The sequence below is a fragment of the Rhizobium sp. NXC14 genome, from assembly GCF_002117485.1.
Classification (GTDB): Bacteria; Pseudomonadota; Alphaproteobacteria; order Rhizobiales; family Rhizobiaceae; genus Rhizobium.
Genome location: NZ_CP021030.1, coordinates 2,518,473 through 2,532,151, shown reverse-complemented (window position 1 = coordinate 2,532,151; position 13,679 = coordinate 2,518,473). Strand labels below are relative to the sequence as shown.

Genomic DNA, 13,679 nt, shown 5'->3' with positions numbered 1-13,679 from the left:
GCACACCTCCTCAAGACCTCGGCTTTATCAGGGATGGTTGGCGATGAAGCCTGCGACGTTTTCCTTGGTTGTCAGCGTGGCATCCATGAGCTGGACCGGGGGTACCTTCTCGCCGGCGACAAGCTTGGCGGCATTTTCAACGGCGTCGCGGCCCATCTTCTGTGTCTGCTGAGTGGCCGTAACGTCGAAGACGCCCTTGCTGAGGGCTTCGAGCGCTGCGGTGTCGCCGTCGAAGCCGCCAACCACGATCTTCTGGGAAGGTTTCGCGACCTTGATCGCCTGGGCGGCGCCGAGTGCAAGAGCATCAGCCTGAGCGAATACGATCGAAACGTCCGGGTTGGCCTGCAGCATGTTCTGCATGATCTGGAAGCCTTCATCCTGGCTCCAGATGTTGGAGTACTGCTCGGCGACGACCTTCACATCCGGGTTGGCCTTAAGAGATTCACCGCAGCCCTTCGAGCGATCGACTTCCGGGGTCGTGCCCTTCTGGCCATGAATGATGACCATCTTCCCCTTGCCGCCGGCTTCCTTCAGGATATAGTCGCAGACGGCCTTGGCTGAGGCGACGGAATCCGTTGCGAGGAATGTGTCGCCCGGGGCCCCCTCCGCGTTGCGGTCAACGTTAACCACCGGGATGCCGGCATTCTTGGCGAGCTTGACCGGAACGCTCGCAGCGGCCGCACCTGCCGGAATGTAGATCAGCGCGTCGATTTTCTGGGTCAGAAGATCCTGGATCTGGTTGACCTGTGTCGGCCCGTCGCCCTTGGCGTCGACCGTAATGACCTCGATGCCGCGCTTCTTGGCTTCGGCCTCGACCGATTGCTTGATCTGGTTGAAGAAGTTTGCCTGCAGGTTGGCGACGGCGAGGCCGAGCTTCTTCAGTTCCGCCGCGTGTACCGGACCAAGCATGAGACCGAGCAGTGCGGCAGATGCGAGCATGGTGCGCGCTATTTTCATTGTAGTTCCTCCGTTGTTAATGGCACCCTCGGGTATGTCCTCCCCCTCGGGTTATTGATCCGCCCCGATCTTTCAGGGCGGAATTCCGGGTCCGCCAAAGCGGCGGAGCCTGCTCGTCAGGCTCGACGCCGACGAATGGTTTCAGCGCCGACCGCAAGCACGATGACGATGCCGATGATCACCTGCTGAAGAAACGGTGAGACGTTGAGAAGATTGAGACCGTTGCGCAGCACTCCGATGATGAGAACGCCGATCAGAGTTCCTCCGATGCCGCCCGTACCGCCGGAGAGCGACGTCCCGCCGATAACGACTGCGGCGATGGTGTCGAGCTCATAGCCGAGGCCGCTGGAGGGCTGGACGGAATCGAGCCGGGCTGCGAGCACGACGCCTGCAAGTCCCGCAAGGACCGCACTCACGACATAGACGCTGATCGTTACAAGCGGAACATTGATGCCGGCCAGGCGCGCAACCTCGGGGTTTCCGCCCACGGCATAGAGCATGCGACCTTCGGACCGGAAGTGCAGGAAAAGCCATGCCGCCAGAACAACCGCAAGCATAAGAAAGACTGTGGCAGTCATGACGCCAAAGTGGCGATCGATCGCCAGCATCATGAACCAGTCGGGGAAGCCGACGATTTGCTGGCCGTCGGTGATCATGTTGGCAACGCCGCGGGCGGCCGACATCATTGCCAGAGTGGCGATAAAGGCCGGAACCCTGAACTGCGTCACCAGAAGTCCGACGATCAGTCCGCAAACAGCCGAGGCGATCAGCGCAAAGGCGATGCCGACGGGCAGGGGCAGGCCGGCGACGTTTGCGGTCCAGCCCATGACCATCATCGCCAGGGCGAGTGCCGAGCCGACGGAGAGATCGATGCCGCCGATCAGGATGACGAACGTCATGCCGACCGCCATAATGCCGAGAACGGTGATCTGGTCGAGAATGTTCAGGCCGTTTCGAACCGATAGAAACGTGTCCGTGCTGAAGCTCAGAAAGATGCATAGCGCGAGCAGACCCACGAGCGGGCCGGTAGCTCCCTTGAGCTTGCCCAGCCACGCACCGGACGAAAGCCTGTGTTCATTGATATCGAGCGCCACCATTGCTCCTCCCTATGCTTTAGGCCTTTATCGGTTATCCGTTCAATGCAGAATAAATATTCATGCCTGCTGGAAAATTCATTAACAACTTGGTTTCCGGCTGTCAATAACATTTCCGGTCACGTACGCTCTCGAGAGCTTCGCCAGAGGGGTTGACTAATCGATCTGTTGTGCAAAAATATTGATGATTGAATATTTATGCACACGAGGAGCCCATGGATACGACAGAACTCGAGCGTATCGCCCGCGAAATCCGATTGCGCGATCTCCAGGCGGTTTTTGAAGCTGGCGCCGGCCATATTGGTGGAGAGATGTCGGTCATCGACATTTTGACCGCCCTCTATTTTCGTGCGCTGAATGTCTGGCCTGATCAGCCCAAACACCCCAACCGCGACAGGTTCGTGCTTTCAAAGGGGCATACGGCTTGCGCTCTCTACGTGACGCTCGCAAAACGCGGCTTCATTCCGGAAGAGGAGATTTCCACCTTCTTGCAGCCGCATTCGAGGCTGAACGGACATCCGAATTGCAATAAGGTTCCTGGCGTCGAGACGAACACGGGGCCGCTCGGCCACGGTCTTCCGGTCGCAGTCGGAATGGCGAAGGCCGCCAAACTCTCGGGCGGGAAATTTCACACCTACGTCGTCACCGGAGACGGTGAGATGCAGGAGGGGTCCAACTGGGAAGCGATAATGGCGGCCGCCCAGTTCAAGCTCGATAATCTGACGCTGGTCATCGATCACAACAGGTTCCAGCAGGGAGCTGCGCTCGCCGAAACCAATGATCTCGCCCCTCTTCGTCCGAAGCTTGAAGCCTTCGATTGGGAAGTCACCGAAATCAATGGGAACAAGATGAGCGAAGTCGTTCCTGCTCTCGAACACCGGGGATCAAGGCCACATTGCATCGTCGCCCACACCAACAAGGGCCATGGAATCTCGTTCATGCAGGACCGGGTCGAGTGGCACCACAAGGTTCCGAGTAGGGAACAATACGAAATCGCATTGGCAGAATTGTCGGAGGCACTGTAATGAACGCGCCAGTAAACCCACCCAAGCTTCACGATTGCCGCGACGCATTCGCCTCCACGCTCGAGCGGCTGGCTGCCGAAAACGAAACGATCGTTGCCGTCTGCAATGATTCCGTCGGTTCCTCCAAGCTCGGCGGCTTCAAGTCGAAGTTTCCGGAGCGCCTCGTCAATGTCGGGATCGCGGAGCAGAACATGGTCGGCGTCGGTGCAGGGCTTGCCAATGGCGGACGGCTGCCCTTCGTGTGCGGCGCTGCTCCGTTTCTCACGGGCCGGTCGCTGGAGCAGATCAAGGCCGACATTTCCTACTCGAACGCCAACGTCAAGTTGGTCGGCATTTCGTCCGGAATGGCATATGGCGAACTCGGCCCGACCCATCACTCGATCGAAGATTTCGCCTGGACGCGGGTCCTGCCCAATCTCCCGGTCATCGCGCCCTGCGACCGGATCGAAACTGCCGCTGCCGTCGCCTGGGCGGCAACCTACAGCGGGCCCTGCTTCCTGCGTCTGTCGCGGGTCGGTGTGCCCGACCTGCTTCGGGAAGGCCATAAATTCGAACTGGGCAAGGCGAATCTCCTTCGCCAAGGTTCCCAAGTCACTCTGATCGCCAATGGGACATTGACGCATCGCATTGTGAAGGCTGCCGAAATTCTCGCAGACCGCGGCATCGATGCCAGGGTGCTCAACCTCGCAACGGTTCGTCCGATCGACGAGGAGGCCATCATCGCCGCAGCTAGGGAAACCGGAGCGATCGTCACGGCCGAAGAGCACTCAATCTTTGGCGGGCTCGGCTCCGCGGTGGCCGAAGTGGTGGTCGACCATGCTCCAGTGCCGATGAAGCGTCTCGGGGTTCCCGGCGTCTACGCCCCGACCGGTTCAGCGGAGTTCCTGCTCGACGAATTCGGGATGGCGCCGTCCGCAATCGCCGACGCCGCGCAGTCGCTGATCGAGCGCAAGTGATTGGGATCACGTGACCGGCCGGGACGCTTGCCGTCCCGGCCAGCACCTGATCCGGGGAGGATAGAATGCGGGCAATTCTGGCAATCGACCAGGGCACGACCAATTCAAAGGCAGTTCTCGTTTCCGAGAAGGGAAAAATCATCGGCAGAGGTTCGGCTCCTGTCGGTATCGGCTATCCGAAGCCGGGCTGGGTCGAACAAGACCCACAACGGCTCTACGCATCGGTCTGCGAAGCGGTCGACGCCTGCCTGAAGGCTGGCCCCGATGTGACTATCGAGGCCGTAGCTATTTCCAACCAGCGCGAGTCCGTCACCGCCTGGGACGCCGACACCGGAGAGGCGCTCGGACCGGTGGTCAGCTGGCAGTGCCGTCGAACGGCACAGGATTGCGAACGTTTGATTGCCGAAGGCCAGCTTGCCCGGGTGCAGGCGCTGACAGGCCTGCCATTGGATCCAATGTTCCCGGGTTCGAAATTCCGATGGCTGCTCGACCGCATTCCGGCCGGGCGATCGGTGCGGCTGGGAACGATCGACAGCTGGCTCGTCCACTGCCTGACGGGGGGGCGCCGGTATGCCTGCGACGCGTCGAATGCCGCCAGGAGCCAGTTGTTCGATCTCAGGGAGCAGAGATGGAGCGAAGAGCTCGGCGAGATCTTCGGCGTCGATATCGCGCTGCTGCCCGAGGTCCTCGACAGCTCCGCCGATTTCGGCAGGACCCAAGGCTTGCCGGGTGTGCCTGACGGTACTCCCATCATGGCCGCGATCGGCGACAGCCACGCCGCCCTGTTCGGTCATGGGGCCTTCAGGCCGGGCGACGGCAAGGTGACCTTCGGGACCGGCTCTTCGGTCATGACGACGCTTTCCCAGTTCATTCCTCCACGCAACGGCATCACGACAACGGTCGCGTGGCGTATCGGGGGAAAGCCGACTTTCGCTTTCGAAGGCAATATTCTGGTTTGCGCCGCCAGTCTTCCCTGGATGGCTGACATTCTCGGCCTCGCGGATGTCGCGGCCCTTGTCGAACTTGCAGCGAGCGCCGAGCGGGGCGGACCTGGATTCGTGCCGGCGTTCGTCGGCCTGGGTGCGCCTTACTGGAATGCCGATGCACGTGCGCTGTTCTCCCAGATCGACTTCAATACCACACGCGCGCAGATGGCTCGCTCGGTAACTGACTCCATCGCCTTGCAGGTGCATGACGTGATCGCGGCAATGCGGAGGCAGAGCGGTGGCGAACTTGGCGCGCTCTATGTCGATGGCGGACCGAGCCAGAATCGCTTCCTGATGCAGTGTGTGTCGAACCTGATCGAACATCCCGTGATCCAGTGCGAAGCACCCGAGTCGTCGGCCTTGGGCGCTGCATATCTCGCGGGGCTCTCGCTCGGCATGTGGAGCGATCTCCATGTTGTCGCGACGTTGCCGCGAAACACTGAGATCATCGAGCCGCAACCCATGGACCGCGCGGGACTTCTCGATACCTGGAATGATGCGCTCGCCCGCTCGACGTCCCGCGAAACACAGGCTAAAGGTGAATAAAAATTCAATCTGGGATTAGCGATGACTCGCCTCAACGAACTCCGCCTCATTTCAAGGGTCGCCCAGATGTACCACATAGAGGGACGGCGACAGGCGGAGATCGCAGAGCACCTTCGCCTGTCGCAGGCGACGGTGTCGCGGATGCTGAAGCGCGCTGAGGCTGAAGACATCGTGCGAACCAGCGTGATCCCTCCCGTCGGCACCTATAGCGAGCTTGAGGGCGCGCTTCGCGAGAAATACGGTCTGCCGGAGGCGATCGTCGTCGAGTGCACGGAAGATCGGGACGGGGCCATCATGGCCCGGATCGGCGAGGCAGCGGCGCATCTCTTGGAGGTGACGCTGGCGCCAGGGGAGATCATCGGCGTTTCGAGCTGGAGCCAGACCATTTTCAAGATGGTCGAGAACATCCATCCTCAGAAGAGCGCTCAGGCGAAATACGTCGTCCAGACCCTTGGAGGCATGGGCGATCCTTCGGTGCAGACGCATGCGACGCAGCTGACCACGCGGCTTGCACGACTGACCGGCGCCGAGCCGAAACTGCTGCCCGTGCAGGGCGTTACGACATCAAGGGAAGCAAAACTTCTGATGCAGGCCGACCCGTTCGTGCGCGAGACGATGGACCTGTTCGGCAGCATAACGCTTGCGATCGTCGGAATCGGAGCCGTCGAACCGTCCGAACTTCTCGCACGGTCCGGCAACATCTTTTCGTCCCGCGAACTCTCCGATCTCGCGGAAGCGGGCGCCGTCGGCGATATCTCGCTTCGCTTCTTCGATAGGAACGGCAAGCCGGTCAAGACGCCGCTGGACGACCGGGTCATCGGGCTTCCGCTCGAGGATCTCGAACGGGTGGATCGGGTCATCGCTCTTGCCGGGGGCGCCAAGAAGACCGAGGCGATCGCAGGCGCGCTTCGCGTCGGGGTGATCGATATGCTTGTGACCGACAAATTTACCGCGCAGCGATTGATCGACTGACGGGTAGGATAGCGCCCGCCGCACCCGCCCGGGGGGTCCACTTAGAACGACGGCTGATCGTCGTGGCCTGAGGCTCTCCCGCGAGCCCGGCTGAATACTTGGGAGTTTGCCGCACCGTATCCCTGCCCCTCGTTCGAATTCAGGGTGTTCGGCGCTGCGATCGATTCACTGGATTGATCGCTCCCCCCTTTGCGGGGCCGGGCCTCACCCGCCAGTGACACTCATGTGCCGCGCCACAGCGGGACGATTATGAGTCCGGTCGATGATGAAGTCGTGGCCTTTTGGCTTGCGGGTGATGGCTTCGTCGATGGCGGCGCAGAGGAGGGCGTCGTCCTCGGTGGCGCGGAGCGCGGCACGCAGATCCGCGGCGTCGTTCTGGCCCAGGCACATATAGAGCGTGCCGGTGCAGGTGAGCCGAACGCGGTTGCAGCTCTCGCAGAAATTATGGGTCATCGGCGTGATGAAGCCGAGGCGGCCGCCGGTCTCGGAAACCCTGACGTAACGCGCCGGGCCGCCGGTCTGGAAATCAATGTCAGTTAGCGTGAACTGACGTTCGAAATCGGCGCGCAACTCTGAGAGCGGCAGGTATTGATCGGTGCGGTCCTCTTCGATCTCGCCCATCGGCATGGTTTCGATGACGGTGAGGTCCATGTCGCGACCATGGGCGAAGCGCAGGAGATCGGGCATCTCGGCATCGTTGAAATTTTTCAGCGCCACGGCATTGAGCTTGATCTTGATACCAGCTTTCTGCGCCGCGCCGATGCCTTCCAGGACCTTGTCGAAATCGCCCCAGCGGGTGATCTTGCGGAACTTGTCGGGATCGAGCGTATCGAGCGAGACGTTGATGCGGCGCACGCCGCAATCATAAAGCTCGGCGGCGTAGCGGGAAAGCTGTGAGCCGTTGGTCGTCAGCGTCAACTCATCGAGACCGGAGCCGATCTTTTCGCCGAGCTTGCGCACGAGATATATGATGTTCTTGCGCACCAGCGGCTCGCCGCCGGTCAGCCTGATCTTGCTGACACCCTTTGCGATGAAGGCCGAACAGAGGCGGTCGAGCTCTTCGAGCGTCAAAAGATCCTTCTTCGGCAGGAAGGTCATATTCTCCGCCATGCAATAGGTGCAGCGGAAGTCGCAGCGGTCGGTGACGGAGACGCGGAGATAGGTGACCGCCCGGCCGAAAGGGTCGATCATCGGATGCGCATCTGCCGTGAGCGGCGATGCGTTGCCTATCGTTCCCACTCTCTTATTCACCAATTCCTCCGCGGCGGGGATTTGAAGCGCGCCGAGCGGGATGGGCCCCGTTTTCAAGCGACATCTTTCTATTTGTGCATATGTGATTGCCCCGTCAAGGGAAACGGATTTCGCACACGCTAATTTGCGCTTGCCTCGAAAAAGCCGAACGCCTACTTCTCCAAGGGAAAGAGGGTGATAGAGATGAGCGATATCTGGCCGAGCGAACTTCGCGTTTCTAAGGACCGGCAGCGGCTGGTGGTGACCTTCAACGACGGCCAGAGCTTCGATCTTTCGGCCGAACTCCTGCGCGTTCTGTCACCGTCGGCCGAGGTGCAGGGCCACGGGCCGGGACAGAAGGTGACGGTGCCGGGCAAACGCAATGTCGCGATCGTCTCGATGACGCCGACCGGCAATTATGCGGTCCGAATCGGTTTCGATGACATGCACGATACCGGCATCTACACCTGGACCTACCTGCGCGAACTGGGCGAACGGGGGGCGGAGCTGTTTTCGGCCTATGAGGACGAACTCCGGGAAAAGGGCATGAACCGCGACACCGCGGAAAAGCCGCGCTGAATCTCAATATATGGCCATCGGGGGACACATGGCGAAAGCGAATAGAAAGAACTGGCTGCGCGCCAAAGGCAGCGCCGCCGGCAGCAAGGTGACCTTCCTCGAACTGTTCTTCGATCTGGTCTTCGTCTTTCGATCTCGCAGCTTTCGCATGCGCTTGCCGCCCATTATACGCCTCTCGGCGCTGCCGAAGCGGCAGTGATGACCTTCGCCGTCTGGTGGGTGTGGATATTCACCGCGTGGGTGACGAACTGGCTCGATCCCGACAAGAAGCCGGTGCGCGGCATGCTGGTCGTGCTGATGATGCTGGGCCTAGTGCTTTCCGCCTCCATCCCCGAGGCCTTCGGCGACAAGGGACTGCTTTTTGCCGGCGCCTATGTGACGATGCAGGTCGGCCGCTCGCTGTTTGCCACCTATGCGATGACGCGTGTCGACCGGGCCAATACGCTGAATTTCGCGCGCATCACAAGCTGGCTTGCGGTCGCCGCCGTCTTCTGGATCGCCGGCGGGCTCTTGGAGCATGAAGCCCGGCTTATCGCATGGCTGATAGCACTTTCGATCGAATATGCCGGGCCAGCCGCGGGCTTTGCGGTGCCTGGGCTTGGCCGATCGAGGCCCGGCGACTGGGACGTTTCCGGCGCGCACATGGCTGAGCGCTGCGCGCTCTTCGTCATCATCTGCCTCGGCGAGGCGATTCTCGTTTCAGGCCGCACCTTTTCCGAGCTGCCGATTTCGGGTCTGACCAGCCTGATCTTCGTGACTGCCTTTATCGGCACGGTCGCCATGTGGTGGCTCTATTTCCGCTTCGGCCACGGGCGCGCCGCTCATCGCATCGAGCATGAGGAGACGCCGGGGGCTCTGGCGCGGCAGGCTTTCACCTACGCGCATATCCCGATCCTGGCCGGCATCATCGTGCATGCGGTGGCGGTCGAATTCATGTTCTCGCATCCGCACGAGACGGGTGACTTCGGCGTCGGGGCGGCGGTGCTCGGCGGCTCCGGTCTGTTCCTCGCCGGCAATCTCTGGTTCAAGGGCGCGACCAGCGGGCAGATGCCACTGTCGCATCTTGCCGGCCTCGTGTTGGTGATCCTGCTAGCCTTCGCAGCGCCCTTCCTCGAGGTCTATCTGCTCGGCATCCTGGCGACGCTGGTGCTGATCATCGTCGCCGCCTGGGAATATCGCTCGCTGAGCGGCACATCGACGGCGCCGTCGCTGCATTGAACCTCAAGCGCCTCGCCTCGAACTTGGTTCATGCGAGGCGCTTGAGGGTCTTTTTATGCATGTCGTCCTCCCAAGACCGCTGCACACTTTTGGGCAACATGCATCAGTCATCGTCGCGCAGATCTTTCAGCAGCACGGCGATGATGCGCTCCATCGAGGTGGCCGTCGCCATGCATTGTTCGATCGGCTCGTCCGAGAGGGTGCGTTCGATGAGATCGGTCTGGATCGCCATCGCCGCCTCGGTCACTTTGCGGCCTTCGCCGGTGAGATAAAGGCGCAGCACCCGCTTGTCGCGCTCGTCGCCGCGCCGCTCGATCAGACCCCGTTGCTCCATCTGCGGCAGCAGCATGCTCATGTTGGAGCGGCCGACGAGAAGCTTGCGCGCCAGCTCCTGCTGCGAGATACCCTCGAAACGGTAGAGATTGACCAGAATATCGAGGTGTGGCGGCTTGATATCGAGATCGGCAAGCGAGCGGGTCAGGGACTGCTGCATCAGCTGGCAAGCGCGTGCCACCGCGATCCAGCTGCGAAAACGCGGATGATCCCAGGGCAGGGATTGATTTTTGTTCATTGTTGTACTTTATTGTTCAGTGTTGAACAGTCTTTTGGATTCCCACTATGGCAAATTTCGCGCTTGAGGTCACCCGCCTCGGATTTCGGGTTCTGCAGGCGATATCGCCGCGGCTGGCGGGCAGGGCGGCATTCCTGCTGTTCTGCCGCACACCATCGCCGCGGCCGAAGGGAGAGAAGGCAAAGACGGCGCACGCGGCTGGTGCGGCGCGGCTTGCCGGCGCGGAACGCTTTGTCCTCAGGCTTGCCGGCGGCGCCAAAGCGCATGCCTATCGCCTCAACGGCGGAGCGATCGGTCAGCGCAAGCGCTACCTCGTCACGCATGGCTGGGGCTCGAGCACCGTCTACATGGCAGATCTCGTCTCGATGCTGGCGGCGACAGGTGCCGAGGTGGTGGCGCTCGATTTTCCCGGCCATGGGCACGCGGGTGGCCGTTTCCTGCATATGGGGCTTGCGGTCCAGGCGATCGCGGCAGCAGGGGAGCGCTTCGGTGCATTCGACGCGGCGATTGGCCATTCCTTCGGGGGCGCGGCGCTGATGGTCTCGGCGGCGGGCCTGATCCCGGATGCTGCGCCCGTTACCGGGGAGCGACTGGTGCTGATCGGCGCGCCGAGCGAGATGGCCTGGCTTTTCACTGATTTCGGACGGATGATCGGGCTTCGCGCCGCCGCGCAGGCTGCGTTGGAGAATGAGGTTCATCGTGTCACTGGGCGAAGACTCGGAGATTTCGACGCCAACAATACGGCGGGCTCGATCGGCCGGTCGGTCCTGGTGATCCACGCCGAGGACGACAAGGAAGTGTCAGCGGCCCATGCCCGGCGTTACGGCGCGGCGAGTAAGAGAGTGCGGCTGTTCTGGGCGAACGGTTTCGGCCATCGGCGCATCATCGGCGCGCCTCCGGTGCTCGGCGCGATCGCGGCCTTTCTCGCAGTCGGCGTGGACGAGGGAACCGACGAAAGCATCAAAAAAGATGCTGAGATCATTCCGCTATTTGAGCTTCCGGCGAGGCGCGTGGCATTGTAGCGTCCGTGGCAAAGATCAGCCGCGGCGGGACGCTTCATGAAAATCATCAGCAGCATCGAAGAGCTCAATACCATCTATGGCGCCGGCCTATCACAGGCTTCGGTCGACAAGGTGACCAAGCGGTTGACGCCGCTTTACCGTCAGATGATCGAAATCTCGCCGTTTGCGGCGCTTGCGACCGTCGGGCCGGAAGGGCTTGATTGTTCGCCACGTGGCGATCTCGGCGGCGTAGTGCGCGTCGTCGACGACGAGACGCTGTATCTGCCGGATTGGCGCGGCAACAACCGTGTGGATTCGCTCTCCAATATCGTGCGTGATCCCAGGCTCGCGCTGATGTTTCTGATCCCCGGCTCCAACACCACGATGCGCATCAACGGCCGCGGCGTCGTCTCGAACGACGATGCGCTGCTTTCGAGTTTCGAGATGGACGGCAAACATCCGCGCACCGTCATCGTCATTTCGATCGACGAGGTCTATTTCCAGTGTGCGCGCGCCGTGATACGCGCCGAACTCTGGAATGCCGGGCATTTTGCTGATCCGGCGAGCTTGCCGACGCCGGGCCAGATGCTGAAGGCTGCCGTCAGCGATTTCGATCAGGAAACCTACGACCGGGAATGGCCGGGACGGGCGGCGAAGACGATGTGGTGAACCGCTGTCATCTCATTGTGACGGCGCAATTTTGACAGAGTTCGCCCTTTACTCGATGTTATCCTCGGCCTTGTGCTGCCTTGTGCCGAGGATCTGCTGCACCGGCGGCAGATGCTAGGGACAAGCCCGAGCACGACGAAAGAAGGTTGTCACCTTGTGGCGACAGCGTGCTTATCATGAGGGTTCCGTGTCAGGCCTTGTAGATCAGCCAGCTCTTGCTGAAGTCCTTCTGCATGCCGTCCTGATAGAGGACGATACAGTTGCGGCCGGCGTTCTTAGCGCCGTAAAGGGCGATGTCGGTCTTGCTGTAAAGCTCGCCGGCATCCTCCGCATTCGAGGCCATGCAGATGCCGATCGAAACGGTGATCGGGCCGTAATTCACCCGCGTGCGGGAATTCTTGAACGGCGTAGTTTCCAGCGTGCGGCGGATGCGTTCGGCGATCGCCGTCACTTCCTCGGCTGTGTTGCCCTCGATGATCAGGGCAAATTCCTCGCCGCCGGCACGGGCGACGAAGACGTCTCGCCGGACATTGCTGCGGATGACGGAGGCGACCGTGGCGAGAATCTTGTCGCCGACGGGATGGCCGTAGGTGTCGTTTATCTTCTTGAAGTTGTCGATGTCGGCGAGCAGCAGGGCGGTTACCGGCCGCATGCCGGGATTGTTGAAGACCGCTGACAGCCGGTCATCGAAGGCGCGGCGGTTGGAAAGGCGCGTCAGTGAATCGGTGTTGGCGATGCGCTTGTATTCATCGAGTTCCTTGCGGACTTGGTCCATCTCCTGCGAGCGCTGGACGACGTCCTCGACGGTGCGTTCGCCATGCGCCATGGTATCGCCAGTCGCCTGGCTCAAAAGTTCGATAGCGCTTTCGATCAATTCGGCGCTGGCATTGCTCTTGGAGGTGATGCGCTTATGGGTCTCGCCGAGCAGCCTTGTATAGCTTTCGAGCGAACTTTGCTCCTGCCTCAGGATTCGCAGCAGGCCGTCGAGTTCGCCTGATATGCGCGTATGGGCATCGTCGAAGACGCGTGCGGGGCTGCTGGTGAAATACTGCGCGCCCAGCGCATCGAGTTCGGCCTGGGTCGCCTGGCTGCCGAGAGCTGCGAGTTCACGGGTGAGCGCCGGATTGGAGCCGATATAGGCCTCGTAGAAGAGTTCGTAATTGCGGGGTATCGGCGCGACGCCCATCGAGCGCATTGCGTAGGTGATCTGGCCCGCTACGTCGGGAACCTGCACCTTGGGCGCGACAGCCGTATTCATCCGGCAAACTCCTCATTTCTTCGAAGGCAATATTTATTTGTTAGCTTAAATTTCTTGGGAAAAGATTAAAGCGACATATACCAAAGATTACATATGAAAACTTCGCGGCCGGTTAGTACTTCAAGTACGTCTATGATTTTTCAAGGAAAAACGTATCCTTATCGGGACAGTGCATACCCGTTGCGCGGGAGGCGGTATTTAAAAAACTTACAGTTCTTTTCTCCTTAGAGATCGTATTCATCTTGTCGACAGCAAGTTTTGGTTGTTTCCTATTTTCGGAAGCAATGCGGAATGACGGTTCACCGCCAAACCCGACACCGCCAAAAAGCCAGGACGTAAGATCATGGAAAGCGGCCGCGCCATTTTTTCGTTATCCTCGTTTTCATCGTCTTCGCAGGCGGTGCCTTGCTGCTGGAGCATGCCCGTCTCTTTGCCGGCGCATTCCGGACGGAGATTCTGGCGCGGGTGGATGATGGAGATGTGATAAGCGCCGCAGATAATCAGTAAGCGCGCAAATATCGGAAGGTCGCGCCGTGCGGCGCCTTATCCGGCAGGCGGATGAGGGGCTTTACGGCAAGCCGTCAGCTTCCCCTTCACCTGACTTCAAAGACACACCA

General features: G+C 60.7%; 13 protein-coding genes and 1 pseudogene. 8 read left to right on the top strand and 6 right to left on the bottom strand.

The genetic code is table 11. The annotated features are described in order from the left end of the window. Positions 1-27: 27 nt before the first annotated feature. Together NXC14_RS12480 and NXC14_RS12475 are read right to left on the bottom strand one after the other, a co-directional pair. A complete protein-coding gene (locus NXC14_RS12480) occupies positions 28-957 on the bottom strand; it encodes a sugar ABC transporter substrate-binding protein (protein WP_085778401.1) in 930 nt (309 codons plus the stop codon). A gap of 116 nt (positions 958-1,073) precedes the next feature. Then, a complete protein-coding gene (locus NXC14_RS12475; RefSeq protein WP_085778400.1) occupies positions 1,074-2,054 on the bottom strand; it encodes an ABC transporter permease in 981 nt (326 codons plus the stop codon). Between the two features lie 212 nt (positions 2,055-2,266). On the opposite strand from NXC14_RS12475, the gene NXC14_RS12470 reads away from it, so the two are divergent. From NXC14_RS12470 to NXC14_RS12455, 4 genes are all read left to right on the top strand, one after another. Next, positions 2,267-3,076, top strand: coding sequence for a transketolase (locus tag NXC14_RS12470; RefSeq protein WP_085778399.1), 810 nt, complete (start codon positions 2,267-2,269; stop codon positions 3,074-3,076). Next, on the top strand, positions 3,076-4,032 hold the full coding sequence (locus tag NXC14_RS12465; protein WP_085778398.1) for a transketolase family protein: 957 nt from the start codon (positions 3,076-3,078) through the stop codon (positions 4,030-4,032). Before NXC14_RS12470 ends, NXC14_RS12465 begins: the two co-directional genes overlap by 1 nt. A gap of 65 nt (positions 4,033-4,097) precedes the next feature. After that, positions 4,098-5,564 carry an FGGY-family carbohydrate kinase gene (locus NXC14_RS12460; protein WP_085778397.1) on the top strand — a complete coding sequence of 489 codons (1,467 nt, stop codon included), beginning with the start codon at positions 4,098-4,100 and terminating at the stop codon, positions 5,562-5,564. Positions 5,565-5,585: 21 nt separating this feature from the next. After that, on the top strand, positions 5,586-6,536 hold the full coding sequence (locus NXC14_RS12455; protein WP_085778396.1) for a sugar-binding transcriptional regulator: 951 nt from the start codon (positions 5,586-5,588) through the stop codon (positions 6,534-6,536). A gap of 204 nt (positions 6,537-6,740) precedes the next feature. Here the strand turns inward: NXC14_RS12455 and moaA are convergent, their stop codons facing one another. Next, on the bottom strand, positions 6,741-7,787 hold the full coding sequence (gene moaA, locus NXC14_RS12450) for a GTP 3',8-cyclase MoaA (RefSeq protein ID WP_085780093.1): 1,047 nt from the start codon (positions 7,785-7,787) through the stop codon (positions 6,741-6,743). A 183-nt stretch (positions 7,788-7,970) separates the two neighbouring features. On the opposite strand from moaA, the gene NXC14_RS12445 reads away from it, so the two are divergent. Further along, on the top strand, positions 7,971-8,345 hold the full coding sequence (locus tag NXC14_RS12445) for a DUF971 domain-containing protein (RefSeq protein ID WP_020921463.1): 375 nt from the start codon (positions 7,971-7,973) through the stop codon (positions 8,343-8,345). A 28-nt stretch (positions 8,346-8,373) separates the two neighbouring features. Continuing rightward, positions 8,374-9,563 (top strand): annotated as a pseudogene (locus NXC14_RS12440) (low temperature requirement protein A). 103 nt (positions 9,564-9,666) lie between these two features. Here NXC14_RS12440 and NXC14_RS12435 read toward each other — a convergent pair. Further along, a complete protein-coding gene (locus NXC14_RS12435; RefSeq protein ID WP_085778395.1) occupies positions 9,667-10,134 on the bottom strand; it encodes a MarR family transcriptional regulator in 468 nt (155 codons plus the stop codon). Positions 10,135-10,181: 47 nt separating this feature from the next. Between NXC14_RS12435 and NXC14_RS12430 the strand changes: the two genes are divergently transcribed. Next, entirely contained in the window at positions 10,182-11,156 is a 975-nt protein-coding gene (locus NXC14_RS12430) for an alpha/beta fold hydrolase (RefSeq protein ID WP_085778394.1), read from the top strand. 36 nt (positions 11,157-11,192) lie between these two features. Next, positions 11,193-11,804 (top strand): pyridoxamine 5'-phosphate oxidase family protein, encoded by a 612-nt coding sequence (locus NXC14_RS12425; protein ID WP_085778393.1) that lies wholly within the window; start codon positions 11,193-11,195, stop codon positions 11,802-11,804. A gap of 190 nt (positions 11,805-11,994) precedes the next feature. Here the strand turns inward: NXC14_RS12425 and NXC14_RS12420 are convergent, their stop codons facing one another. Next, positions 11,995-13,062 (bottom strand): GGDEF domain-containing protein, encoded by a 1,068-nt coding sequence (locus NXC14_RS12420; RefSeq protein ID WP_085778392.1) that lies wholly within the window; start codon positions 13,060-13,062, stop codon positions 11,995-11,997. A 237-nt stretch (positions 13,063-13,299) separates the two neighbouring features. Further along, positions 13,300-13,482, bottom strand: coding sequence for a hypothetical protein (locus tag NXC14_RS32410; RefSeq protein WP_157131404.1), 183 nt, complete (start codon positions 13,480-13,482; stop codon positions 13,300-13,302). Positions 13,483-13,679: the final 197 nt, after the last annotated feature.